The sequence below is a fragment of the Ruegeria sp. CDSC052 genome (genome assembly GCF_059610685.1).
On sequence record NZ_JBXWOB010000001.1, the window covers coordinates 267,638 to 293,166 of the forward strand.

Here is a 25,529-nt window from a genome sequence, read left to right on the forward strand (position 1 = left end):
TGACTAAAGCGCCGATCGCATCGCCGTCAGGATCGCATGGTGCAGAGATTTGGCGGACGAGCGCGGACCGTACAGGCTGTAGTGATCCGAACTACGACACAGCACGAAACAGCCAATATGGTGGATCGAGCTGCGCGCCGCCGTTCCCTTAGTCAATATGCGCAGATCCAACTGGCACAAAAGCTCCAGCACTGCTTGAATGTTCGCACCAGCCAAGTCGAAACGCACCCAGGCATCGGTCTGTTCAGTGACTGAGGCCGCAGACCCAACCGCAGATTTCACCTGCGCGGCAAGGTCCTCGTGCGTGTCATGCGGTGCTTCAACCATCCATTGCTCTGGCCCCGCCCAAAAGGCGGTGATTGCGGTTCCTTCAAACCTCTGGACCTTTGGTGCCTCAGCGCCAATTAGTTTCTTCAATGCGGCTTTGGCCGCTGTTTCCTGACCGAGCCGCGCCGCGACTGATGCCAACGCCACGCCCGGTATCTCGGAACAGGTGACAGGCCCAACCGTGTCTACCCGAGGGTCAGCCGCGCCGAGGGCGGTTATCGCAACCAGATTATCCACGCAGACGTTCTCCTTCCGGGTCAACGAAATGGGCCGAGACAATTTCCACCTCGACCGTCAGGTCCGTCAGCGGAGAGACAAGGCGCATTTTTTCGCCCAGCCTGTCGCCGCCGTTTTTCAACAGTCCCAGCCCGATGCTACTGTTCAGAATGGGCGAGTAGACGGCTGAGGTGACATAGCCCTGATCATGGGCCGCATCGACCGGGCCATCGTTCTTCATCAGGTGGCCACCGGCGGTTACCTTGTTTTCAGGCTCCAACGGTTTGATCCCCACCAGCATCAGTGCATCCGGTTGGTTCAGTGCCTCGCGTTCCGACAGGGTTGATCCGATGCTGTCCTTCTTTTTGGACACCATGCGGCCCATTCCCAGGTTCAGGGCGGTTGTGGTGCCGTTCAACTCGCTGCCTGCAGCATGGCCTTTTTCGACCCGCATGACGCCCAGTGCTTCGGTGCCATATGGGACAACGTCGAACTCTTCGCCCTCGGCCATCAGCCTGCGCATCAATGCGTCGCCATAGCGAGAGGGAACCGCGATTTCGAATGCCAGCTCGCCTGAAAAGGAAATCCGGAACAGCCGCGCCCGAAGGCCGCCGCACACGGTGATGGTTCCACAGGCCATAAAGGGAAAGGCCTCATTCGAGATGTCGAATTCCGGGTCGATGATTTTTCGCAGCAGCTTACGGGAATTGGGCCCGGCAACGGCATATTGCGCCCATCCTTCAGTGGTGGAAATCAGCTGCACATCCATGTCCGGGCATAGGCACTGGCGCACGAATTCCATGTGGCGATAGACGACTACGGCATTTGCGGTCGTGGTAGTGACGACGAAATGATCCTCGGCCAGCCTTGCCGCTGTGCCATCATCCATGGCTATGCCATCTTCGCGCAGCATCAGGCCATAGCGGGTTTTGCCGACTGCCAGCTTGGCGAAAGCATTGGCATAGACGCGGTTCAGGAACGCTGCCGCATCGGTGCCCTGGACGTCGATTTTGCCCAAAGTCGTACAATCGCACACCCCGACCGAGGCGCGGGTCTGGCGCACTTCACGGTCCACGCTGTCGCGCCAATGGGTCTCGCCGGGCAGGGGGAACCACTGCGCACGCAGCCAGTTGCCAACCTCGACAAACACCGCGCCGCGTTCTTCGGCCCAGTGATGTGAGGGCGTCAGGCGGGTAGGGTGGAACTCTTTGCCCTTCATCCGGCCTGCGAAAGTAGCAATCGGGACGGGGGTATAGGGCGGGCGGAAGATGGTGGTACCGGTCTCGGGGATCGACTTACCGGCCAGCTCGGCCATGATCGCCAGCCCGCCGATATTCGAGGTCTTGCCTTGGTCCGTGGCCATGCCCAGCGTGGTATAGCGTTTCAGATGCTCGACCGAACGGAAGCCCTCCTGATAGCTGAGACGGACATCCTTGACCGTCACATCGTTCTGCTGGTCCAGCCATGCGCGTTTGCAGCCCTGAACGTACCAGAATGGGGTCTGCGCGATGGGTGCGTCCTCGGCCTCGGGCAGATCGGGTTTGGCGTTGGTCAGGTCCAAAGCGGCGATTGCGGCCTCGGCGCCAGAGCGCAACGCACCGTGGGTAGACATATCGCCGTTTGCCGCGCCGGCAACGGACATGCCTACCGGCAGGTCCGCGCCGGGAACAAAGGCGGCCAGCGTCTCATCCCATGCGGGGCGGCCGCGCTGGTGGCAGGTCATGTGGACGTTGGGGTTCCAACCGCCCGAGACGCCCAAGGCACCGCATTCCAATGTCCTGGTTGAGCCATCGGGCAGGGCGACTTCGACAAAGCTCAGCCCCAGGCGGCCTTTGGTATTTGTGACCTGCGCGCCTTGCAGAACTTCGTAATCGTGGCTGATAGGTGCGTCCTTGCGTACATCGATCACTGCGGTGATTTTAACACCTTTGGCGTGCAGATCAGCTGCGGTGCGGTGACCGTCATCATTGTTGGTAAAGACGGCGACGCGCTGCGATGCCGCTGCTCCAAACCGGTTGGCATAGGTCCGCAGGGCGCTGGCTGTCATGATGCCGGGGCGATCATTGTTCTCGAATGCGATTGGCCGCTCGGTCGCGCCTGCGCACAGCAGCGCCTTTTGGGTATAGATACGCCAGAGGATTTGCCGGGGTTTGCCTGCGGGCAGGCTGGGCAGATGATCGCCCGTACGCTCGACCGCGCCATAAATTCCGTGGTCAAACGCGCCGATCACCGTGGTGCGCGGCATCAGGCGCACATTGGGAAGCGCGGACAGCTCGGCCACAGCCTGCGCCGCCCAGTCAGACGCCGCAGCATCGTCTATGGTGAGTGTTTCGCTGTTCAGGCGACCGCCCAGGGCGAAATCCTCATCCGCCAGAATGACATCCGAGCCCGCACGACCCGCGGTCAAAGCCGCCATAAGACCGGCTGGTCCGGCACCAATGATCAGCAGATCGCAATGGCGAAAGCCCTTGTCGTATTCGTCCGGGTCCTCTTGCATCGAAAGCGATCCAAGCCCGGCTGCGCGACGGATTGTAGGCTCGTACAGCTTTTCCCAGAAGGCTGCAGGCCACATGAACGTCTTGTAGTAGAAACCCGCAGACAGGAAGTTGGAAAACATGTCATTCACGGCCAGCGCGTCGAATTTCAGGCTGGGCCAGCGGTTCTGTGATCGCGCCTCAAGCCCCTCGAACATCTCGATGGTTGTTGCGCGGGTATTGGGCTCTTTGCGGGCGCCCGAGCGCAGTTCGACCAGGCCGTTCGGCTCTTCGGATCCTGCGGTCAGCAATCCGCGCGGACGGTGGTATTTGAAAGACCGCCCGATCAGACGCACATCATTGGCCAGCAGGGCAGATGCCAAAGTGTCGCCGGGATGGGCGGTATAGCTGCGCCCGTCAAAGCGGAAGTTCAGCGTTGTATTGCGGTCGATCTGTCCGCCGTTCAGCCGGTTCACCTGCGTCATTTGGAGCGCCCCCGTTCGCGGGCCACATCGCGGGCCAGTTCCACCTTTGAAATCTCGTGGGTCAGCGTGTTGCGCGTGACTACCAGCCAGGATCGGTCACCTGTTTCGTGGTACCAAAGTTCACGGTGTTCGCCTGCCGGGTTGTCGCGCAGATAGGCATAGTCGTGAAAGGCCTCGACGGCATTTTCCGCCTGCCAATCGGGGCGATCAATCAGCGCGGCGTCGCCCAGATAGGTGAATTCTGATGCATCGCGAGGCCCAAGAAGGGGGTGGTTGATTATCATGTCTGGTGTCCCCTTTAATGCAGGTTGGGCTGATTGCCCGCGCCTTTTTCGTCGATCATCCGGCCGGTGCGGAACCGGTCCAACCGATAGGCTGTTGCGACAGGGTGCGGTTCGTCCTTCGCAAGCAGATGCGCAAAGCAATAGCCCGAAGCCGGAGTGGCCTTGAACCCGCCATAGCACCAGCCCCCGTTGAAATAGAGGCCCTCGACCGGCGTTTGGTCAATGATCGGTGAGCCATCCATCGACATATCCATCACGCCGCCCCACATCCGCAGCAACCGGGCGCGTCCGATCATCGGCATCAATGCCATGCCACCTTCGCAAACATCCTCGACCACGGGCAAGTTGCCGCGTTGGGCATAGGTGTTATAGCCGTCAAGATCGCCACCGAACACCAGCCCGCCCTTGTCGGACTGACTGACATAAAAATGCCCCGCGCCATAGGTGATGACACTGGGTAGGACGGGTTTTAACCCTTCAGATACAAAGGCTTGCAGAACGTGGCTTTCGATAGGCAGGCGCAGTCCGGCCATCCCCATAACGCGCCCTGAACTGCCCGCAACTGCGCATCCGACTTTGGAGGCGCCGATAAAGCCCTTAGTCGTTTCGACCCCAAGACATTTACCGTCTTCTATCCGCAGCCCGGTAACTTCACAGTTCTGAATAATATCGACGCCATGAAGGTCGGCTGACCGGGCATAGCCCCAGGCCACTGCATCATGGCGCACGGTACCGCCGCGCCGTTGAACAAGGCCGCCCTTGATCGGAAAGCGAGCGTCGTCGAAATTCAGATAAGGGTGTTCGCGCCGCACCTGATCTGCGTCCAGCAATTCGGCATCGGCCCCGTTCAGGATCATCGCATTCCCACGTCGCGTATAGGCGTCACGCTGACCGTCTGTATGGAACAGATTGACGATACCGCGCTGACTGACCATTGCGTTATAGTTCAGGTCCTGCTCGAGCGCTTCCCACAGCTTCAGCGAGAACTCATAGAACGGCTCATTCCCATCCAGCAGGTAGTTCGAGCGAATGATCGTGGTGTTTCGGCCCACATTTCCGCCACCGATCCAGCCTTTCTCGATTACGGCAACATTTCGTTGGCCGTAGATTTTGGAAAGGTAATGCGCGGTTGCCAGACCATGCCCGCCGCCGCCGATTACGATGATGTCGTAATGGGCCTTAGGTTCAGGTTCACGCCAGACCGGTTTCCACCCTTTGTGGCCGGTTAGCGCCTCTTTGATAACTCGAAAGCCGGAATATCTCATGAATCGGACCTTTTCTTCCAAACTTCATTATTTTCGGGCGCAGCGATATCCCCATATGCGACATGGGTGTGTCTGAATCAGACCCTTAGGCACAAGAAATAAGGCCGGAAAACCAATCGGTGAAATCCGATACCTCGGCTGAGTTGCGAAGGACGGATAAAAAATAGCCCTCACAGGCGGGTGCGGAATCTTTGCTGGCAAGGCGGACTTTGCCCGATTTCAGGGCTTGCTCTGCGATGATAGAATTCACCAGCGCAACACCGCTGCCTGAAACGGCAAGTTGCAGGGCGAGGCCATAGGAATCCACAAAATATGATGGCTTGCGCAGTTTCTGGCCGGTGATTTCACCCCATGACGCCCAACTGTCCGATGTGCCAACGGATTCGATCAGGGGCAGTTCAAGCCAATTGCCGCTTAGATTCGGCGACACCACCGGGACAAGGCGATTGGGATTTAACGGTTTCGCATTTTTCCCGACTTGTTTTTCTGAACCAAAGCGTACCTCAATATCGGCGCGCGATGCTGCGTATTCGTCAGGCCAGATCGTGCTGACAAATCGGAGTGAGGTTTCGGGGTGCTGGGCCTGAAATTCCGGCAAAGCCGGAGAGATGACCCATTCGATGATGCTGATAGAGGCTGCCACCGTGATATGGCGTGCCTTTTCCTCGGCCAAATAGGGCGAGGCGGCGGATTGCAGCATGTCCAAGGCTGCCTCGACCTGTGGCAGCAGCTTCCGCCCTTCATCGGTCAAAGACAGGCCGCGCGCATGGCGGTGGAACAGGACAACGCCCAGCCGGGTTTCCAAGGCTTTGATTTGTTGGCTGACTGCAGATTGCGTCAACCCGATCTCATCTGCCGCCGCGGTCGAACTGAGCCGCCGCGCGGCCGCTTCGAACGACCGAAACCACGTTAGAGGAGGGAGTGTTTTTGCCATCGGTAACTGACCTATTAGTATTGTTAACACCTAAGGCTCAAGTTCTTTCGTTTGTCAAAAGATGTTTCTAACGGTGATATTTCCTCAAGCAGATTTGGGGAGACGGCAGTGCAGCCAAATATCAGAAAAATAGTGACTTTCGACGAAGAGGTTCTGGCTGAAGGGTTTCGGGCAGCGGAACGCCCGTGGCGCATGTTTGCCGTTGCGGTGGTTGTGTCGAACCCCTGGGCTGGCCGGTATGTCGAGGATCTGAGACCGGAAATTCTGGCCTATGGGCCTGTGCTGGGGCAAATGTTGACTGACCGGATGGTCACGCTTGCAGGTGGCGGCGAGATGATCGAAGCCTATGGCAAAGCGGCGGTCGTTGGGCTGGATGGCGAGGTCGAACATGCCTCGGGCCTGATCCACACGCTGCATTTCGGGAATTACTATCGTCAAGCGGTTGGGGCCAAGTCCTATCTGTCCTTCACCAATACCCGCGGTCCGGCGAACACTCCGATCATGGTGCCCATGATGGACAAGAATGATGCCGGGCGTAGATCGCATTATCTGACGCTGCAGTTTGCAATCCCCGATGCACCGCGTGCGGATGAAATTGTGGTCGTGCTGGGTGGCGCAACCTCAGGCCGTCCCCATCATCGGATCGGCGACCGTTATCAGGACCTCAAGGATTTGGGCCATGACGTGGACAACCCGGCCTCGGTCTGAACTCAGCACCCTGGCTGTGATTGATCAGGGCCAAGGGCCGCTGGTTATTCTGCTGCACGGGGTTGGCCTGCGGGCCGAGGCGTGGGGCGCGCAGATCGACGCCCTGGTCGCGGCGGGGTATCGTGTCTTGTGCCCGGATATGCCAGGACATGGTCAGTCGAGCTTTGATCATCCGACTGGCTTGGAGGCCTACGTGCACCGCACGGCGTCCGTGCTGACAGAGCCCGCTGTCTTGATCGGCCATTCAATGGGCGCCCTGATAGCGCTCCGACTGGCGGCGGATGTGCCAGATAGCGTTCTTGGCGTTGCGGCATTGAATGCGATCCATCGGCGTCCGGTTGCCGCGCACAAGGCTGTCGTCGCACGTGCCTCGGCCTTGGAGGTATCGGGGCCAAATGATCCCACGGTCACGTTGCAACGTTGGTTTGGCGAAGCCTCGTCCGCCGAGCGACAGGCCTGCAGGCGCTGGCTAACTGAGGTTGATCCGGCGGCCTACAAATCCGCGTATACCGCTTTTGCCGAAACGGACGGTCCTTCCGATGATGAACTGGCCCGTATCGCTTGTCCCGCCTTGTTCATGACCGGCGCGGATGAGCCGAATTCGACGCCTGAAATGTCTCGGGACATGGCGCGTTTGGTTCCCTCGGGACAAGCTTCAATCATCGCAGGTGCCGCACATATGTTGCCGATGACTCATTCCGCCGAAGTAAACGCACAGCTGTTGGAATTTGTGGGGGGGTGCCAGCCATGACAAGTATGGACCCCCGAGCTTTGCGTGACGCCTTTGGCAGCTTTATGACCGGGGTGACAGTTGTGACGGCACGGGATCCGCAGGGCGCGCCGGTCGGGTTCACCGCAAACTCGTTTTCGTCTGTGTCACTTGACCCGCCATTGCTGCTGGTGTGTCCGGGGAAGTTTCTGTCCAGCCACGATATTTTCGCCAACTGCACCCGGTTTGCGGTGAATGTGCTCGCAGATGGACAGCAAGAGATATCGAACACTTTCGCTGGGTATAAAGGGGACCGGTTTGCAAAGGTCGCGCACAGCAATGGTCTTTTTGATCTACCCCTAATCGACGGTGCGCTGGCGCAGTTTTGCTGCGAGACCCATCAGGTCCTTCCCGCCGGTGATCATACCTTATTGATCGGTGAAGTGGCAGAGTTCTCGCACTCGGTCGGGCAGGGTCTTGGATATGTCGGAGGGTCGTATTTCAGCCTGGGGCTCGAGCGGGAAGTGGACGCCATGGTACCGACGATCTGCGGCGCGATCATTCGCAATGGCGACAGCGTCTTGCTGGAGCCGAGCAACGGTGCCTATTGTCCCATTCAAATCGCCGGGGTCGAGCGGGGTGGGCAGAGAAACCGGTTGACCCAGGGCCTGTCCGAACGTGGGCTGAAGGTACAGGTCGAACAGGTCTATTCCTCATTCGACGATGCGGAAACAAAGCAGCATTACACCTATTTTCTGGCCAGCTGTTCCCGACCAACGCCGCTTGAGGGCGCCGAATGGATCAGAACGTATGACCTTCCGAACCTGAAATACGTGTCCGGCGGTGTCCGCCACATGATGACCCGCTATGCGATGGAAGCCAAAGAGGGGGATTTCTCTCTCTACCTTGGTGACGCCTCGCAGGGCGACATTCACAGCTTACGATAAAGGAGCAGGTCAATGGAATTTTCCCTGTTTGCCCATATGGAACGTTTGTCGCCAGATCAGCCGCATGACGTTCTGTATGACGAATTCGTCAGCCTTGTGAAAATGGCGGACGAGGGCGGGATGCGGGCCGTCTGGACTGGCGAGCATCACGGGATGGAGTTCACCATCGCGCCTAACCCCTTTATCTCGCTAGTCGATCTGGCCCATCACACCCGGAATGTACGGCTGGGGACGGGTACGGTAGTCGCCCCGTTCTGGCATCCGATCAAATTGGCCGGAGAGGCCGCCGCGGCAGATCAGATTACCAAAGGCCGGATCGAACTGGGGATCGCACGCGGCGCATATTCTTATGAGTATGAGCGCCTGATGCCGGGGATGGATGCCTGGGAAGCGGGCCAACGGATGCGGGAAACAACCCCTTTGCTTCCGCAGATCTGGCAGGGCGATTGTGCGCATGAGGGTGAGTTTTATTCCTTTCCGGCGACCACATCTGCGCCGAAACCGTTTCAGAAAAACGGTCCGCCGATCTGGATCGCGGCGCGGGACCCCAATAGTCATGAATTCGGTGTCCACAACGGGTTTAACATCCAGGTCACCCCCCTGTGGCAGGGCATGGAAGAGATTGAAACGCTGATGGACCGCTTCAATGCAGCCTGCGACAGCCATACCGGACCGCGCCCCAAAATCATGCTGTTGCATCATACATATGTTGGCAAGGACACAGACGATGTTGCGCAAGGCGTTCAGGAATTGCGCCGGTATTACAACTATTTCGGTGCCTGGTTCATGAACAAACGCCCGGTCGAGCAAGGGTTGATCCAACGGATCACCCCGGACGAGATGGATGCCAACCAGATGTACACAAGTGATAAGCTGGCGCGCGACCTGACGGTTGGTACAGCGCAGCAGGTTATCGACCGGATCAAACGTTATGAAGATTTGGGCTATGATGAGTTTTCGTTCTGGGTCGACAGCGGGATGACGAACGAGCGAAAACGTGCCTCTCTGGCGCGGTTCATCGACGATGTCATGCCAGCCTTTCAGTGAGGAACACTATGGGAAATCTACCGCATTTTCAGCTTTTCATTGATGGCGCCTGGTCTGAGGGGGCGACGTCTCAGGTCATGACATCTGCAAATCCCGCAACTGGGCAGGGGTGGGCTACGTTTTCCTGTGCGGCACCTGAGGATGTCGACAGGGCAGTCGCCGCCGCCAAACGTGCGCTTGATGATCCGCAATGGCGCGACATGACGGCCACAGCGCGCGGCAAGCTTCTTTATCGCCTGGCCGACCTGGTTGCCGAAAACGCTGCACGGCTTGGAGAATTTGAGACAACAGACAGCGGCAAACTGCTGGCAGAAACCTCGGCGCAAACTGGGTATGTCGCGGATTATTACCGCTATTTCGCAGGGCTTGCGGATAAGGTTGAAGGGACGGTTCTGCCCATCGACAAGCCGGATATGCATGTGTTTACCACGCGCGAACCCATTGGTGTTGTCGCGGCTATTGTGCCCTGGAATGCACAAATGTTCCTGACAGCGACCAAGTTGGGCCCAGCGCTTGCGGCTGGGTGTACCGTCGTGCTGAAGGCGTCCGAAATCGCACCCGCCCCGATGCTGGAGTTCGCGCGTTTGATTGAACAGGCCGGATTCCCCGCGGGCGTTGTCTCGGTCATCACCGGGGATGCGGAAAACTGTGCAATTCCACTAACCCGCCATCCCGATCTGGATCGCATCGCCTTTACCGGTGGCCCCGAGACAGCGCGCCATGTGGTCAGGAATTCCGCCGAAAACTTCGCCGTCACCTCGCTGGAGCTTGGTGGCAAATCGCCGATACTTGTTTTTGAAGACGCGGATCTGGATGGGGCCGCAAATGGCCTGATCGCCGGAAACTTTGGCGCGTCGGGGCAAAGTTGCGTTGCGGGCACGCGCGGGCTTGTGCAGCGATCCGTTCTGCAAGATCTGATCGGCCGCATCAAAGAAAAGGCGGGTGCAATCGTTCTGGGTGACCCGCTGGAGGCCGGTACCCATGTCGGACCGCTATGTACCATGGCGCAAGTGAACAAGATCGAAGAGACCCTGGCCAAGTCAGCGGAGCAGGGGGCCGTGGTCCATTTCGGCGGGCAACCTGCGGATCGGCCCGGCAATTACATGAACCCAACACTGGTCGAGTGCATATCGCCCGAGACCGAGACGTTGAAAGTTGAGATGTTTGGCCCGGTCATGTCTCTGCTGCCATTCGATACCGAAGAAGAGGCCATCGCGTTAGCCAACAGCACAGTCTTTGGGCTGGGTTCAGGTGTGTTTACGCAGAACCTGGCGCGGGCGCATCGGGTGTCCAAGCGGATCAAGTCCGGGATTTGTTGGGTTAATACCTATCGCGCGATCTCTCCTATCGCGCCGTTTGGCGGATTCAATCAATCAGGGTATGGCCGTGAAGCCGGGGTTGAGGCGATCCTGGATTACACCCGGACCAAGACCACCTGGATCAGCACCTCGCAAGAGCCGATGGCGAACCCGTTTGTGATGCGCTAGGTCTGTTGTCAGACAGATATCGGAGCGCGGTCATGAAGTTGAAACATCCGAATTTTGAACCTCCGGCAGACGCAAATGACCGGAGGGCGATCCCTCCGGTCATTTGCTATCCGCCCGAAACGATACCGCAACCTGATCTGGCTGCGTTGACCGACCTGAGGCAGCGCGCGGTGAAAACCGCCGAAGTCATAGCAGCCCCGCGTGATGCGGCCTGTATTGAAGTGCCCGCGGGGGCCTTTATTCGGGTGGTGTCGGTCGATGGCGCGCAGGTCGGTGATCTGAACATGTGGTACAAGCACGACCTGACCGAACGGTTCTATTCCGGCAAAACCCGCGCGCTGCATGGCACGCATCTGTCGACCGGGGATCGGATGTGGTCAAGTTTTCCGAATATGCGGCCCATGGCGACCATCGTTACGGATACTCTGGATTGGTATGGGTTCGATGCATTCGGCGGATCGGTGCATGACGTGATCGGGACCCGCTGTGACCCCTATACCGGGCGATTGCTGTCTGGCGATGACTACCATTATTGCTGCCATTCCAACCTGACACGGGCATTGGCCAGCCATTGTGGCCTGCCGCTGCATGAGGCCGAAATGCACGTCCACGACGTGTTGAACGTCTTCATGTGCACCGGATTTAAGCAGGACACAGGCCAATACTTCATGAAGGCAAGCCCGGTGCGTCCGGGTGATTATCTGGAATTCTACGCCGAGATTGACCTGATCGTCGGCCTTTCAGCTTGTCCCGGGGGCGATTGCTCGTCCGAGCATTCCTCGGACGCAGCCGCCTGTTATCCATTGGTTATGGAAGTCTATGACCCCGGTGAAGACATCCGAAACGCGCATATTCAGCCCAAGCGATCTGCTTATGATCGCACCCATGGGGCAGGTTAAGAGGTCAGGCGTTGCCCAAGCCGGTCCAGCATCCGACAGCATAGGTCGAGCTGTTCGATCTCGACGTACTCATCTGCTTTATGGGCCTGTGTGATCGAGCCGGGACCGCAGACAATCGCATGGGTGCCAAGCTGCTGAAACAGGCCAGCTTCAGTGGCGAATGACACAACACCTGTTCCGTTCGCCCCGGTCAGCTCGGCAACCAGTTTGCGGGCGGCGTTTTCTTCCATTGGCTCAAGGCCTGCAACCTCGGCCGTGATATCCTGCGTGATGTTGGCTTCATTATGGACGGCCTGCATTTCGGGTAGCAGGCTGTGGGTCACATAGTCAGACAGGGTTTGCTTGACGAAATCCGCATCGCTGGCCTGAACCGGGCGCATTTCCCAGCCGACATCGGCTTTGCTGGCAATGACGTTATGGGCGACGCCGCTATTGAAGAACCCCACGTTTATAGTGGTCCAGGGTGGCTCGAAGGGGCTGTTTGTTGGCGCGCGGGATTTCAATATCTGGCGCAGTTCCAGAAGTTTTCCTACATAGCGTGCCGCGTATTCCGCCGCATTAACCCCATCATCAGGGGCCGAGCTGTGTCCTTCGAGCCCGACAAATCGTGTCGTGTATTCATAGCACCCCTTATGCCCTTCGATCAGGCACATTTCGGTGGGCTCTCCGATTATTGCGATATCTGGCACAATTCCTCGTTCGGAAAGATCGTTCACCATGTTCTGCGCGCCCAAACATCCGGTTTCTTCATCATAGGTGAAGGCAAAGTGCAGCGGTTGGGTCAGTTTTCTGGCATCCAGCGTTTCGGCAAGTGCAAGTGCGGCGGCGATGAAGCCCTTCATGTCACAGGTGCCACGTCCGTAAAGTCTGCCATCTTTCTCGGTCATCAAAAACGGGTCTGATGTCCAGTTCTGATCCGCGACGGGAACCACGTCCGTGTGGCCGGATAACAGGATGCCGCCGGGAATGTCTGGGCCTATGGAAGCAAATACATTGGCCTTGGTGCCAGTATCATCCTGGGTTTCGATGCAGCGTGCACCCAAGGCCTGCAACCTGTCCCTTAGATAGCTGATGATCTGAAGATTGCTGTCTGCAGATACCGTTTCAAACGCGATCAGATCGGCGAGGATATCTTGGGTTCTTTGCAGGGTCATGGCTTTACAAACAGCTTTCTTGGGCGGTTACAGTAACATTCGGCAGGACCGGTATCGGTTATCAGGATCGACTCGGTGATCTCTAACCCCCAGTCATTCAACCAGAGGCCAGGCATAAAGTGAAACGTCTTGCCAGGTTCCAGGATTGTCTCATCCTCGGGACGCAGAGATATCGTGCGCTCACCCCAGTCCGGAAGATAGCTCAGACCTACTGGATAGCCGCAGCACGCGCGGCATTCAATGTGGACGTATCTGACAATCTGGCATCCACACTGTACGTCGTTCCCCATTCGTATCCTGATTGCGTTCCCACCGGATCGGGTCTGCGTCATGAAAGACCAAAATGCCCTGATGGACGTAGAACGACCAACCCTCGTATCCGGTTAGCCACGTCATGTTCGAAGGGGCTTCGAAGAACAGCGCGTCCAGCCCGGCCTTGGCCATGGCTTTTCGTGTTTTGGACAGCTGGCGGTTAAATTCCCCCCGTGTGAATACCGGATTCACTTGGCTCATCGGGTCCTCGTGTCGTGATTAGAGACGTGTTGACAGAACTTTACGAATCCGATCACGTCAACGGACAACTCAGGAAGGAAATACTGTTGAAACTCAGTTCAAACCCACACCGCGGCAAGGAAAAATTGATTCCTGATGCTCCATTTCCTTCGATAAACGCGGCTCGCGTAGCTGATTTGTTAACAGTATGCCCTGCAGCAGCGGAAACCAATCTGGTTGAAGCCAAGGATTTGGCCAATGTCGCCGATCTATGGGTCAAAGATGAGCGTGGGCGCATGAACCTCGGGTCATTCAAGGCTTTGGGGGCTGCCTATGTCATCGCCCGCCACGCTGCTGATCTGGCGCAGACACCGGATAAGTCTACTTTACGCGGGAAAACCTATGTCACCGCTAGCGCGGGTAACCACGGGATGAGTGTAGCAGCAGGTGCACGGATATTTGGGGCTGATGCAGTGGTCTATATCGCCGAAACCGTGCCTGAAAGTTTCGCGGAACGCCTTCGTGCGCAAAAAGCCAGGGTCGTTCGTCAAGGTACGGATTATGCCGCCAGTATGGAGGCTGCTGGCAAAGCGGCGCAGGATAACGGTTGGACATTGCTATCTGACAGTTCGTGGGACGGGTATTACGAGCTGCCGCACACCCTGATGGAGGGATATCTGCAGATGGCTGCAGAAGCGGTGCGCCAATGCCCAAATGCGCCCACGCATATCATTTTGCAGGCCGGGGTAGGTGGGCTGGCAGGGTCGGTTGCAGCTTATGCGCGCCATGCCTGGGGTGATGGACCCAAAATCATTGTCGTGGAACCCGAAGCGGCCCCTGCGTTGCAAGCCAGTATCGAAGCAGGTACCTGCGTCTTTGCGGATGGGCCTGACAGCATCATGGGGCGGCTGGACTGTAAAGAACCATCGCTGATCGCGCTGAATGGTCTGGCGCGGGATGCAGACTGTTTTCTGACGCTCTCGGATGACGACGTGGTGCGGTATTTACCGGCCATGGCAGAGGCTGGGTTGGCGACAACTGCTTCGGGCGGGGCGGGCGTCGCAGCAGCGATGAATGCAGATGTCTGTGAGGCCCTGAACATTGGAAGCGATGCCCAAGTTCTGTGCATTTTATCCGAAGTACCGGATTGAAGAAGGCCAAGAAGCATCTGAATCCTGCCCTGGAATAAGCGCAGGAAGCGGCAAGTTAAGAGGATGCAACTGCCCCCAAAGGCAGAATCCGATTGCGCCTGAAAACGCGGGGTTCGCAAATCCGTACCTCTGCCCTATCAAAATGAGATTAATAGCCCCCCAAAGCGCGGTTTCTAGATTGGATTGCACCAGATAATTTTGGCGTTTTCCAATCGGTCAAGGAATTTCGACATGCGAATCTCTCAGCAACTCAGTATCGATGTCGAGGTCTGGGCTGGGAGATGCGGCGGTTTAAATAGCAATTATAACTCATTTAAATAATTAGATTTATGTTGTTGATTGGGAAGTTAAATAGAGGCGAATGAAGCAAGTTAATTACGCCATTCAAGGCCTTGCGTTGCGTACGAGATATCGAAATATCAGTTGAGCTGAAGTGAATTACAGGATTCTTTGTCGCCTAGCTGTCACATTTATGGTTGCGTGGTTGGTCCCCCATGTCCTTAAATAGGGTGGACTGGTCTTTGAGATCCGGATGAACCGGGCAAGCAAAGACCGCACAGGGGAGCCAAGTTGGTAATGTCAAATGACGCAGCGTTCGTCGAATTTCAGCGTGTTCAAAAATCTTATGACGGCGAGATACTCGTCGTAAAAGACCTTAATCTCTCGATGCCAAAGGGTGAGTTTCTAACTATGCTCGGCCCCTCGGGGTCAGGCAAGACAACTTGCCTAATGATGTTGGCCGGATTTGAAACCGCTACTCATGGCGAAATCATGTTGGACGGACGCCCGATCAACAACATTCCACCACATAAGCGCGGGATTGGCATGGTGTTCCAAAACTATGCATTGTTCCCGCATATGACTGTGGCTGAAAACCTTTCGTTCCCGCTTGAAGTGCGCAACATCGGCAAAAGCGATCGGGAAGAAAAAGTGAAGCGTGCGCTGGATATGGTCCAGATGGGCGCCTTTGGCAGCCGTCGTCCGGCGCAACTGTCCGGCGGTCAGCAGCAGCGGATCGCCTTGGCCCGTGCTTTGGTGTTCGAGCCTGAGCTAGTTTTGATGGACGAACCGCTGGGCGCGCTGGACAAGCAATTGCGCGAACATATGCAGTTCGAGATTACCCGTCTGGCGCATGAGCTGGGGATTACGACAGTTTACGTGACCCACGACCAGACAGAGGCGCTGACGATGTCGGATCGCGTGGCCGTGTTCGACGACGGACGCATCCAGCAGCTTGCGCCGCCGGATCTGCTCTATGAAGAGCCCGAAAATAGCTTTGTTGCCCAGTTCATTGGTGAAAACAACACCTTGGAAGGCGCTGTTAAGTCAATCGACGGCGACTCGTGCGTGGTTGCACTGGATGATGGATCAGAAATTGACGCTAAACCGGTCAATGTCAGCGCTGCTGGTGAACGGACCAAAGTTTCAATCCGCCCCGAACGGGTGGAGTTCAACAAAGATCGCCTGCATGCCGATGCGCATACGCTAAAGGCGACTGTCAAAGAATTCATCTATATGGGTGATGTCTTCCGGTTCCGCCTATCTGTGGCGGGCAATGAAGACTTTATCATCAAGACCCGAAACGCTCCCGATGCGGTTCGGTTGTCGCCCGGCCAGGAAGTTGAAATCGGTTGGTTGGCCCATGATTGCCGGGCACTTGACGCCTGATGAAGAACGTCCCCTGGTGGATCGCTGGGGGGTAAATGGCGGCCGGGTTGCCCCGTGATCCGGTCTGTTCAGAAATTTACGGGTATAACAGGGAGTTAACAATGAAAGTTAAGACCACTTTGATGGCAAGCGCCATTGTTGCCGTGGCCGGAGGCGCCATGGCCGAGGAGATGACGATTGTCTCGTGGGGCGGCGCCTATTCCAAGTCACAGCTGAAGGCGTATCACGAGCCCTATTCTGAAAAGAGCGGCATCACTATCCTTAACGATGACAGCTCGGCCGAAGCGGTTGCCAAGCTGCGCGCGATGAACGAAGCGGGCAACATCACCTGGGACGTAGTGGATGTTGTTGCTGCGGACGCAATTCGTCTGTGTGACGAAGGTCTGGCGATGGAGATCGACCCCGACACCATGCTGGCCCCGGCGCCCGACGGCACTTCGGCTGCCGATGATTTCGGTGACCTGCTGGTCAGCGAGTGCTTTATCCCGCAGATCGTGTATTCGACTACATTCGGCTATCGTACAGACCTGGTAGGTGACACACCTCCGACCGATGTCTGCGCCGTATTTGATCTGGAGGCCTATCCGGGCAAACGTTCACTGGAAAAGCGCGCCATCAACAACATGGAATGGGCGCTGATCTGTGACGGCGTCGCCAAAGATGACGTTTATGACGTTCTGGCGACCCCTGAAGGTCAGGATCAGGCATTGGCGAAACTGGGAACCATCAAGGACAACGTCGTCTGGTGGTCCGCGGGTGCCGACACGCCGCAGCTTCTGGCCGATGGCGAGATCATCATGGGCTCGACCTATAACGGCCGTCTGTTCAGCGTGATCGAAGAGCAGAAGCAGCCCGTTGCCATGCTGTGGGACGCGCAGATCTTTGACCTGGACGGCTGGATCATCCCCGCCGGTCTGAGCGAAGAGCGTCAGCAGCGTGCGCTGGACTACATCATGTTCGCAACGGACACGCAGCGTCTGGCGGATCAGGCTAAGTACATCTCGTACGGTCCGGCCCGTGCCTCTTCGGCTCCGCTGGTTGGTCAGCATGCCGAGCTTGGCATCGACATGGCGCCGCACATGCCGACCGATCCGGAAAACGCCAAGAACACGTTCCTGTATAACTACGAGTTCTGGGCGGATTACCGCGATGACATCGAAGCGAAATTCCAGGCTTGGCTTGCGAAATAATCGTTTGATTTCATGAAACAGTCGGGGGCGGTGCGCCGCCCCCAGACCCAAGCAGAGTCAAGGGGCACAAATGACTGACGCAAGCCAAAATGCGGGGCCGATGCTGGCAGCGGACGGAACGCCGCTCAAGCAATCGCTGGCACGTTCACTGCGGCGGCAGAAATTACGAGCATTGATGCTCGTCGCTCCGCTTCTGCTATTTGTCATGTTTTCCTTTATCGTGCCGATTGCTTCAATGCTGTTCCGCTCGGTTGAAAACAGCATGGTTTCAGAGACCCTCCCGCTTACTGTGGAAGCCCTGCAAAGCTGGGACGCCCAAAGCGGTGAGCTTCCGGACGAAGCAGTATACGACGCATTTGTTCGCGACATGGTCGTTGCCGTTGATAGCAAAACCCACACCCGCCTTGGCTCGCGTCTGAACTACGAAGAGACTGGCATGTCTTCTTTGTTCCGCCGCTCTGGCCGGAAAATGGGCAAGCTTGACCCTGAAACCGATGGACCGTTCAAGGAACAGATCATAGAGATTCACGAGGGCTGGGGCGATCCTAAGACATGGGCAGTGATCAAGACCCATTCGCCAACGGTTACCAATGGTTATTTCCTGAACGCGGTCGATATGCGCCGCACGCCCGAAGGCGCGCAGTCGCAGCCTGAAGACAAGCAGATTCTGATCAAGCTGTTTGGCCGCACATTGTTCATGTCGCTGGTGATTACGGTGTCCTGCATCTTGTTGGCCTATCCGGTTAGCTACCTGCTGGCGACCCTGCCGATGCGGGTGTCGAACCTGCTGATGATCCTCGTTCTCTTGCCTTTCTGGACCTCACTTCTGGTGCGGACCTCGGCGTGGAAAGTGATGTTGCAACAGCAGGGCGTGATTAATGAAACATTGGTCTGGCTTGGACTTGTGGCCGATGATGCACGACTGGTGATTATCAATAACCAGATAGGCACGATCATTGCGATGACGCATATCCTGCTGCCGTTCATGATCCTGCCGATGTATTCAGTGATGCAGACGATCCCGGTGACTTACACGCGGGCGGCGAAATCCATGGGCGCGACCAACTGGACGACCTTCTGGCGCATCTACTTCCCACAATCCATTCCGGGTATCGGAGCGGGTTCTATCCTCGTGTTCATTCTGTCGATCGGTTACTACATCACGCCTGAAATTGTGGGCGGCACCAAGGGTGTCTTCATCTCGAACCGGATCGCCTATCACATATCGTCCTCGCTGAACTGGGGACTGGCTGCGGCCTTGGGTACGATCCTGCTGGGTGTCGTCATGCTGCTCTACTGGGTCTACGACAAGATCGTGGGCATTGATAACGTGAAGTTGGGATAATCGACATGGCAGCACTTACACCGATATCCCGCAAACCGCTCTCCATGGTTCTGCCCAGTGTCGCCTTGGCGGGTGCCTTCGCCGGCGTCTTTGTCGGCGCGGGCAACGGCTCGATCCTTTTGGGCATTCTGGGTGGCGCAGCTCTGATCGCCGCGCTGGCCTGGGTCTACATCAACGTTCTGAAGAACGAAAAACTGGCGCGCTGGATCAATATCCTGGGTTTCGGCGTCATCGGTTTCCTGTTGACAGGTCCGATGGGTGGCATTCTGGGCCTGTTGGGCGGTTGGTTTTTTATCTTCTTTATCTATTGGCTCTATGAAGGCCGGTATCGTCGCAAACTGCTCAGCTATCTGACGCCAAAACAGGTGTTCTATCACTATCTGTTCCGGGTTATCTGCGGTGCGATCTTCGTGTTCCTGATCACTCCGATCCTTGTGGTTCTGCCGCTGTCGTTCAACGCGCAGGACTTCTTTACCTTCACCCCTGAGATGCTGAGTCTGGACCCCGAAGGATATTCGCTGAAGCATTACCGCGATTTCTTCACCAACAATGAATGGCAGCGCAGCTTCAAGAACTCGCTGATCATCGCGCCGATTGCGACGATCATCTCGGTCTCGCTGGGCACGTTGGCGGCCATCGGCCTCAGCCAGAGCCACGTACCCGGCCGCCGCGTAATCATGGGCGTCCTGATCTCGCCGATGATCGTTCCGTTGATCATCTCGGCCACCGGCATGTTCTTCTTCTACAGCGATATCGGTCGCTTCATGGAAGGCACGCTGGGCATGAACAAGAACTTCGTGGGCTATGTGAAAGTTGTCCTTGCTCACGCCGTTCTGGGCATCCCTTTCGTCATCATCACCGTGACTGCGACGCTGGTGGGCTTTGATCGCTCTCTGACGCGGGCGGCGGCGAATATGGGCGCGGGCCCGGTGCGGACGTTCTTCAAGATTCAGATGCCCCTTATCCTGCCGGGCGTGATCTCGGGCGGCCTCTTCGCCTTTATCACCTCGTTCGATGAGGTGGTTGTGGTGCTGTTCGTTGGCTCTGCCAGCCAGAAGACACTGCCATGGCAGATGTTCACCGGCCTGCGCGAACAGATCAGCCCGACCATTCTGGCGGTAGCGACAATCCTTGTGGTGATCTCGATTGCGCTGTTGACCACGGTAGAGCTGCTGCGGCGGCGGTCTGAACGCATGCGGGGGCTCAGTCCCGCTTGACGCGACTCAAAAGGTGATTTAGCGATTTCACCATGCACCCCGGTCACGATGGCGTCGTGACATCTAGGCGGGTGCATGGCTCTCGGTTCCCGAGGCCGCTTGTCCTGAACGCCGGGACTTGTGGCCGGGCTTTGCCTGTCCGGCATCGAGGAGAGACCAAGATGAATGATCTAAACAATCGCCCCGAATTCTTTACCTGCCACAACGGTGAGAAGGCGCCTTTGCCCTTTAGTAAGGCGGAATATGCACGCCGTCTGGCCAGCTTGCGCGCCACGATGGCCGCCCGCGATATTCCAGCAGTTCTGCTGACTTCCATGCAAAACATCGCCTATTACTCGGGCTTCTTGTATTGCTCGTTCGGGCGTCCCTACGGTTGCGTTGTCACTCAGGACAAATGCACCACCGTGTCGGCCAATATCGACGCCGGCCAGCCTTGGCGTCGCTCGGTTGAAGACAACGTGATCTATACCGACTGGAAGCGGAACAATTACTGGCGCGCGGTGGCTGATCTGATTGGATCAGCCGGTCGGGTCGGGATCGAAGGCGATCACATGACCCTGGCAATGAGCGACACCGCACTGGATATGCTGGGCCAGCCTGAACTGGTTGATATCGCACCTGACACAATGGCCGCACGCATGGTGAAATCCGCCGAAGAGATCGCGCTGATCAAAGGCGGCGCACACACTGCAGATGTGGGCGGTGCAGCCATTCACGCGGCGATCCGCGAAGGCGCAACCGAGATCGAAATCGCCATGGCAGGCCGTGACGCTATGGAGGCCGAGATTGCTCGTGCTTATCCAGAAGCCGAGTACCGCGACACCTGGGTCTGGTTCCAATCCGGCCTGAACACTGATGGCGCACATAACCCGGTCACCAAGCGGGCGCTGGAAAAGGGCGATATCCTGTCGCTGAACACATTCCCGATGATCTCGGGCTATTACACTGCGCTGGAACGCACCTTGTTTCTGGGCGAACCCGACGCTGACAGCCTGCGCATCTGGAAGGCAAACGTCGCCGCGCATGAGTTGGGGCTGAGCCTGATCAAACCGGGCGCGACCTGCTCGGGGATCACGGCTGAGATCAATCGATTCTTCGCCGACGAAGGCCTGCTGCAATACCGCTCCTTTGGCTATGGCCATTCCTTCGGCATACTCAGCCACTATTACGGTCGTGAAGCGGGTCTTGAACTGCGCGAGGATATCGACACGGTTTTGGAACCCGGCATGGTCGTGTCCATCGAGCCGATGCTGTGGATACCTGAAGGTCAGAAAGGCGCCGGCGGCTATCGTGAGCATGACATTCTGGTGGTCGAAGAGGCCGGAGCTGAAAACATCACCGGCTTCCCCTATGGGCCAGAACACAACACGATCAGCGCCTGATCACATGGGCAGGAAGGGCGATCAGCCCTTCTTGCCCCGTTCGTGAAAGATGAAGCCGATAAAGTTCAGCAGCACCTGTGCCGCCAGAATCTGCGTGCTTTCGGTTGGGTCGTAACTTGGGGCGACTTCAACAAGGTCGATCCCGACCACGTCACCGCGTTTCGCTAGCCCCTGAAGAATTTCCAGCACATCGTAATACAAAAACCCGCCATGGCTGGGCGTACCCGTACCAGGTGCGATTGAGGGGCAAAACGCGTCGATATCAATCGTAACGTAATACCGCGCGCCCTCGGGGATGCGTTCAACCACGCCCTCGGTGCCCAGTTTGCGCACCTGTCGTACGGACAAGATGTCCGAGCCGCGAGCGCGGGCATCCTCATACCCTTCCTTGGCGGTTGATGACACGTTTCGAATGCCCAGCTGAGTCATGCCCGAGACGTACGGCTTTTCAATCGCCCGCCGCATCGGATTGCCGTGGCCAGCAGTGACGCCATGACGCTCGTCAACGAAATCCAGATGCGCGTCGATCTGGACCACATGGATCGGACCGTTCTGCGCGCAATCTGAGGCAAAGGCGTTGATGCAGGGGATATTCACCGAATGATCGCCGCCGATGGTGACGGGCAGGGCGCCTGCGGACAGAATACGTTCGACGCCGTATTGAATATTGGCGTGGCTCTCATCTGTCTTGGTGTGGATAATATCGGCATCCCCAATATCGACCAACCGCACCGATCCATCCAGATAAGTGGCGTCATCCTCATGGTCATAGGCCCCGGCATGGCCAAAGCTGAACAGGGTTGAGGCCTCGCGTACAGCACGGGGCCCAAAGCGCGCGCCGGACCTCCATTGAGTGCCAAAGTCGAAAGGCGCCCCCATGACTGCGACATCCGCGTCGATATTGTCCCAATCCTCGACATACGGCGCTTTGCCGAAGGTCGAAATGCCGACGAAAGGCAGATTAAGCCGCCCACCGCTATACCCATGTGATGACATGGCGAGTTTCCCGTTTCTTGCTGTTCAACGGCAGCTTAGACAGGAATTCAAAGCTGCGATAGGTGGGGGCTGTGGGCTTGATTATCCGATTGTGCGAAGTGTATCTGGTGCAGGCATTATAAAGGAACAGCCGTGGGCCATCATGAACTGCCACCGGGAACGGGTGTCTACTATATCAATCTGGATCGGGTACCCGAGCGGCGCAACTTTATGGAGGCGCAGTTCGCCCATACCGGGCTGATCGGGGCCGCGCGTTTCAGTGCGACCGACGCGCAACAAGAAGGCGCACTGGATGGTCACGGCTATGTTGCCGGTTCCGGCAGCCGCTGGGGTCTGAAACAAAGTGAAGTCGCTTGTTTCGAAAGCCATCGCGCCGTTTGGAAGCGTGCCGTTCAGCAAGACCTGAAGGCTGTTGCGATCTTTGAAGACGATGTCGAAATGTCGACCCAAGCTGGCGGTGTGATTGCCAGATTGCTCGAAGCAGGGGCAGGGTTCGACTTCCTAAAGCTGGACTATTCCCCCCGGGTGCTGCGGTTTGGGCCAGAACTACAGATTTCCGGCGTACCGGTTCGCCCGATGCTGGAAATGGCACCCAGCGCGGCCGCATATATCCTGTCGCAGGCGGCCTGCCGTAAATTGCTGATGTGGTCCGAGAAATACTCGGATCACCTGGATGATTTCGTATCTATCCCCCGCCCGGATTGGCAAATGTATCAGTGTTTTCCAGCAGTCGGCGTTCAAATGATCTGGTCGAAACAGCAAGATCAGGCTGAAGATTCCGTGAAAGTCAGTGAACGTTCACAAAACAGAAAGACCAATAGCGGTCTGGATAAGGGACCCCTGTGGTTTCGCATTCGTCGCGAATTGCAGGCCGCGAAACGTAAGTTGTATTGGCGCCAGAGAGGCGAAGCCCGATTGCTTGAAAGCGGGGGGTATGTCGGATTTATCCCCTGTGCCGAAGACCTGAGGGTTTAGTTTAGATCATGAGCTGATCACGTCTTTCCAACCAAGCAAAAATAGTAATTCTCGATAAGCGTTAACAAAACTGTCAATTTGATATAAACTTCCAGTGTTGTTGGTGTTTTTCCGGTTTGGGGTTGGTGTGGGTCAGACAATCTATGAGCATTATGGCGGTTTCAAAACGATCAGTCGGATCGTAATGACTTTTTACGAAATGGCACTGGAGTCTGATCAGATCGGTGACCATTTCGAAGATATCGACATGCCAAGGCTGATTGATCACCAGACCAAGTTCGTATCGTCTCTGATCGGTGGTCCGACATCATTTAGCGATGATCGAATTGAAGCGGTTCACAGAAATCTGAACATCTCGCACGCAGATTTTGACGAAATGGCAGATCTGTTTGGTGAAGCGCTGGCGTTACATGGAATGGAAGATCGGCACGTAAAGATTGCCTTGGGAGCGATCGAATCCAAACGCGCAATTATTGTTACGCGCGATGCGGCATGAGTATTCTTGCGATCAATGAACAACTGCTGCGCGCGATCGGTGTTGGTGTCGCAGTGGTTCGGGCGTCAGATCTTACATTCGTATTCTGCAACGGCCCTTTTCAGGAATGGTTTGGCCCTCCGGCTAATGGACAGACATTGTTGGATATTTTTCCTGACCTTGATGCGCGTGAACTTGAAGACGTAAAGCAATCGGGGCTCAGATACTCGGTCGAATTGCAGATCAAGCCGAAACGCAGGACATTGGTTTTCGCAACGGCAGTTTCTCTGGCAAACGGTCTTTCGGAACAGGTTCTGGTCATCGAGTTTCAGAACATCACCAAAATCCGCGAACTTGAAAGCATGATTGACAGCTACTCGACCATGGTCGAACGCAACACGCGCGAGTTGGAGCGTGAGAAAGAGCGGGTTGAAAGGCTGTTGCTGAACCTGATGCCGCGCGCTGTTTATGAAGAATTCAAGACATTCGGTGTGGTCACGCCGCAGCTTTACGATCAGGTGTCAGTTGTGATGCTGGACTTTGTGGGGTTCACGGATTTTGCCGCCAAGACGGACCCGACGGTTACCCTAAGCGAGTTGAATGACATCTTTACGGCCTTTGACCGGATCGTCGAACAGTTCGGATGTGAGCGGATCAAGACTATTGGCGATGCTTATCTTGCGGTGTCAGGCATGCCGGATGCTACGCCAGATCATGCGACTGCTGCTGCCCATTGTGCGGTCAGGTTCCTTCGCTATCTTGAGCGGAGAAATGAAAGCCATCCGCACAAGTGGCAGGCACGTGTGGGGCTGGGTATGGGGCCAGCGGTAGGATCTGTGGTTGGTATTCAGAAATATGTCTATGATGTTTTCGGACCCGCCGTGAACATCGCTTCCCGGCTACAAGTCTTTGCAAACCCAATGAATATTGTTGCGCCTGAAGAAATGAAATACGCCCTGATTGACGAGTTTCAGGTCTCTGATATCGGGCGTGTGGACATCAAGGGTATGGGTGAGATGGATCTGATTAATGTCACATCCGGTCTCAGCATTCCGCAACGGAAACCGGTGTTCTGACGGCCTTATTCGTCCGGAGGCACCAGCCCTAGTCCCCTCAGATAAATACCGATCCCCGTTTCCAAAAGATCTTCGGGCGGGAAGGGTGCGGTGGCGCCGGTGTTACGGGCAAACAATTCGACTACACCGTGACTCAGCGCCCAGATATGTGCGCTGAACATTGAAGCCGGCGGACGTTTTTCCGGCGGAATATGTTGCGACAGATCGGCTGCAGCTTTTTCTAGAACATCTCTGGCCCGGTTTGCAGCCAGGGCAAGTTCTGGGGTGCGGTTGACGGAAATCCCACTTTCGAACATCGCGATATAGTGGCCAGGATTCTTGCGCGCAAAGGCCAGATAGGCGCGCCCGGTTGCTTCGAATGCAGCCAGCGCCGAAGGCTGGCCTTTGTCATAAGCGAATTGAATTAGATCGGCGAACATCTCGAACCCTTGACGCGCCGCCTCGGCGATCAGGTCCTCGCGCCCGTGATAGTGGCGATAAACAGCTGCAGGCGTGACGCCTGCCGCTTTTGCAGCCTCTGACAGGGTGAACCCGGTCGGACCCTTTTCCTCGATCAGGGACAGAGCTGCGTCGATCAGAGCCTGTTTCAGGTTGCCGTGGTGATACCCGCGTTTTGTCATCCCTGA

At 56.8% G+C, this 25,529-nt stretch carries 24 protein-coding genes and 1 pseudogene; 15 read left to right on the forward strand and 10 right to left on the reverse strand.

Features of this window, described 5'->3' with window-relative positions; genetic code table 11:
• Positions 1-3: 3 nt before the first annotated feature.
• The 5 genes from AC2FIM_RS01335 to AC2FIM_RS01355 all read right to left on the reverse strand — a co-directional run bounded on the left by AC2FIM_RS01335 (position 4) and on the right by AC2FIM_RS01355 (position 5,985).
• Positions 4-564, reverse strand: coding sequence for a sarcosine oxidase subunit gamma (locus AC2FIM_RS01335; RefSeq protein WP_271946747.1), 561 nt, complete (start codon positions 562-564; stop codon positions 4-6).
• A complete protein-coding gene (locus AC2FIM_RS01340; RefSeq protein WP_496677764.1) occupies positions 557-3,502 on the reverse strand; it encodes a sarcosine oxidase subunit alpha family protein in 2,946 nt (981 codons plus the stop codon). The genes AC2FIM_RS01335 and AC2FIM_RS01340 overlap by 8 nt, the downstream gene beginning before the upstream one ends.
• Positions 3,499-3,786 (reverse strand): sarcosine oxidase subunit delta, encoded by a 288-nt coding sequence (locus AC2FIM_RS01345; RefSeq protein WP_271946753.1) that lies wholly within the window; start codon positions 3,784-3,786, stop codon positions 3,499-3,501. The genes AC2FIM_RS01340 and AC2FIM_RS01345 overlap by 4 nt, the downstream gene beginning before the upstream one ends.
• Positions 3,787-3,800: 14 nt before the next feature.
• Positions 3,801-5,051 (reverse strand): sarcosine oxidase subunit beta family protein, encoded by a 1,251-nt coding sequence (locus tag AC2FIM_RS01350; RefSeq protein WP_271946755.1) that lies wholly within the window; start codon positions 5,049-5,051, stop codon positions 3,801-3,803.
• 85 nt (positions 5,052-5,136) lie between these two features.
• Positions 5,137-5,985 (reverse strand): LysR family transcriptional regulator, encoded by an 849-nt coding sequence (locus AC2FIM_RS01355; RefSeq protein ID WP_271946758.1) that lies wholly within the window; start codon positions 5,983-5,985, stop codon positions 5,137-5,139.
• A gap of 108 nt (positions 5,986-6,093) precedes the next feature.
• On the opposite strand from AC2FIM_RS01355, the gene AC2FIM_RS01360 reads away from it, so the two are divergent.
• Genes AC2FIM_RS01360 through AC2FIM_RS01385 form a run of 6 tightly spaced genes read left to right on the forward strand, consistent with a single transcriptional unit; the run spans position 6,094 to position 11,782 of the window.
• Positions 6,094-6,693 carry an amino acid synthesis family protein gene (locus AC2FIM_RS01360; RefSeq protein ID WP_271946760.1) on the forward strand — a complete coding sequence of 200 codons (600 nt, stop codon included), beginning with the start codon at positions 6,094-6,096 and terminating at the stop codon, positions 6,691-6,693.
• Positions 6,665-7,444, forward strand: coding sequence for an alpha/beta fold hydrolase (locus tag AC2FIM_RS01365; RefSeq protein WP_496677763.1), 780 nt, complete (start codon positions 6,665-6,667; stop codon positions 7,442-7,444). The genes AC2FIM_RS01360 and AC2FIM_RS01365 overlap by 29 nt, the downstream gene beginning before the upstream one ends.
• Positions 7,441-8,349 carry a flavin reductase family protein gene (locus AC2FIM_RS01370; RefSeq protein WP_496707836.1) on the forward strand — a complete coding sequence of 303 codons (909 nt, stop codon included), beginning with the start codon at positions 7,441-7,443 and terminating at the stop codon, positions 8,347-8,349. Before AC2FIM_RS01365 ends, AC2FIM_RS01370 begins: the two co-directional genes overlap by 4 nt.
• A 12-nt stretch (positions 8,350-8,361) precedes the next feature.
• Positions 8,362-9,396 (forward strand): LLM class flavin-dependent oxidoreductase, encoded by a 1,035-nt coding sequence (locus AC2FIM_RS01375; protein WP_496677761.1) that lies wholly within the window; start codon positions 8,362-8,364, stop codon positions 9,394-9,396.
• Between the two features lie 8 nt (positions 9,397-9,404).
• Positions 9,405-10,883, forward strand: a complete 1,479-nt coding sequence (locus AC2FIM_RS01380) for an aldehyde dehydrogenase (RefSeq protein ID WP_282021310.1) — start codon at positions 9,405-9,407, stop codon at positions 10,881-10,883.
• A gap of 32 nt (positions 10,884-10,915) precedes the next feature.
• Complete coding sequence (locus tag AC2FIM_RS01385; RefSeq protein ID WP_496677760.1) at positions 10,916-11,782, forward strand: urea carboxylase-associated family protein; 867 nt, start codon at positions 10,916-10,918, stop codon at positions 11,780-11,782.
• Here the strand turns inward: AC2FIM_RS01385 and argE are convergent.
• The 3 genes and pseudogenes from argE to AC2FIM_RS01400 all read right to left on the reverse strand — a co-directional run bounded on the left by argE (position 11,779) and on the right by AC2FIM_RS01400 (position 13,449).
• On the reverse strand, positions 11,779-12,936 hold the full coding sequence (gene argE, locus AC2FIM_RS01390; protein WP_496677759.1) for an acetylornithine deacetylase: 1,158 nt from the start codon (positions 12,934-12,936) through the stop codon (positions 11,779-11,781). The two genes, AC2FIM_RS01385 and argE, sit on opposite strands and share 4 nt — an antisense overlap.
• A pseudogene (locus tag AC2FIM_RS01395) lies at positions 12,933-13,178 on the reverse strand (M24 family metallopeptidase); the annotation flags it as partial. The pseudogene AC2FIM_RS01395 and the gene argE, both read right to left, overlap by 4 nt.
• Positions 13,174-13,449: an aminopeptidase P family N-terminal domain-containing protein gene (locus AC2FIM_RS01400; protein WP_496710026.1), complete on the reverse strand. Its 276-nt coding sequence runs from the start codon at positions 13,447-13,449 to the stop codon at positions 13,174-13,176. The pseudogene AC2FIM_RS01395 and the gene AC2FIM_RS01400, both read right to left, overlap by 5 nt.
• A gap of 86 nt (positions 13,450-13,535) precedes the next feature.
• Between AC2FIM_RS01400 and AC2FIM_RS01405 the strand changes: the two genes are divergently transcribed.
• From AC2FIM_RS01405 to AC2FIM_RS01430, 6 genes are all read left to right on the forward strand, one after another.
• Complete coding sequence (locus AC2FIM_RS01405; protein WP_142634176.1) at positions 13,536-14,579, forward strand: pyridoxal-phosphate dependent enzyme; 1,044 nt, start codon at positions 13,536-13,538, stop codon at positions 14,577-14,579.
• A 576-nt stretch (positions 14,580-15,155) separates the two neighbouring features.
• Positions 15,156-16,247 (forward strand): ABC transporter ATP-binding protein, encoded by a 1,092-nt coding sequence (locus AC2FIM_RS01410; protein WP_142634174.1) that lies wholly within the window; start codon positions 15,156-15,158, stop codon positions 16,245-16,247.
• Between the two features lie 101 nt (positions 16,248-16,348).
• Positions 16,349-17,437, forward strand: a complete 1,089-nt coding sequence (locus tag AC2FIM_RS01415; protein ID WP_142634172.1) for an extracellular solute-binding protein — start codon at positions 16,349-16,351, stop codon at positions 17,435-17,437.
• A gap of 70 nt (positions 17,438-17,507) precedes the next feature.
• A complete protein-coding gene (locus tag AC2FIM_RS01420; RefSeq protein ID WP_271946783.1) occupies positions 17,508-18,782 on the forward strand; it encodes an ABC transporter permease in 1,275 nt (424 codons plus the stop codon).
• Between the two features lie 5 nt (positions 18,783-18,787).
• A complete protein-coding gene (locus AC2FIM_RS01425) occupies positions 18,788-19,999 on the forward strand; it encodes an ABC transporter permease (RefSeq protein WP_271946786.1) in 1,212 nt (403 codons plus the stop codon).
• 161 nt (positions 20,000-20,160) lie between these two features.
• Positions 20,161-21,381, forward strand: coding sequence for an aminopeptidase P family protein (locus AC2FIM_RS01430; protein ID WP_496707830.1), 1,221 nt, complete (start codon positions 20,161-20,163; stop codon positions 21,379-21,381).
• Between the two features lie 21 nt (positions 21,382-21,402).
• On the opposite strand, the gene speB is transcribed toward AC2FIM_RS01430, so the two are convergent.
• A complete protein-coding gene (speB, locus tag AC2FIM_RS01435; RefSeq protein ID WP_271946792.1) occupies positions 21,403-22,377 on the reverse strand; it encodes an agmatinase in 975 nt (324 codons plus the stop codon).
• Positions 22,378-22,509: 132 nt separating this feature from the next.
• Here speB and AC2FIM_RS01440 point away from each other — a divergent pair, with 132 nt between their 5' ends.
• The 3 genes from AC2FIM_RS01440 (at position 22,510) to AC2FIM_RS01450 (ending at position 24,903) form a co-directional block, all read left to right on the forward strand.
• Positions 22,510-23,352, forward strand: coding sequence for a glycosyltransferase family 25 protein (locus tag AC2FIM_RS01440; RefSeq protein WP_271946794.1), 843 nt, complete (start codon positions 22,510-22,512; stop codon positions 23,350-23,352).
• A 94-nt stretch (positions 23,353-23,446) separates the two neighbouring features.
• Entirely contained in the window at positions 23,447-23,848 is a 402-nt protein-coding gene (locus AC2FIM_RS01445; RefSeq protein WP_345741800.1) for a group I truncated hemoglobin, read from the forward strand.
• The gene (locus tag AC2FIM_RS01450) at positions 23,845-24,903 is read left to right on the forward strand and encodes an adenylate/guanylate cyclase domain-containing protein (RefSeq protein ID WP_271946800.1); all 1,059 of its coding nucleotides are present in this window, start codon (positions 23,845-23,847) and stop codon (positions 24,901-24,903) included. Before AC2FIM_RS01445 ends, AC2FIM_RS01450 begins: the two co-directional genes overlap by 4 nt.
• A gap of 5 nt (positions 24,904-24,908) precedes the next feature.
• Here the strand turns inward: AC2FIM_RS01450 and AC2FIM_RS01455 are convergent, their stop codons facing one another.
• A complete protein-coding gene (locus AC2FIM_RS01455; protein WP_142634158.1) occupies positions 24,909-25,523 on the reverse strand; it encodes a TetR/AcrR family transcriptional regulator in 615 nt (204 codons plus the stop codon).
• Positions 25,524-25,529 lie beyond the last annotated feature (6 nt).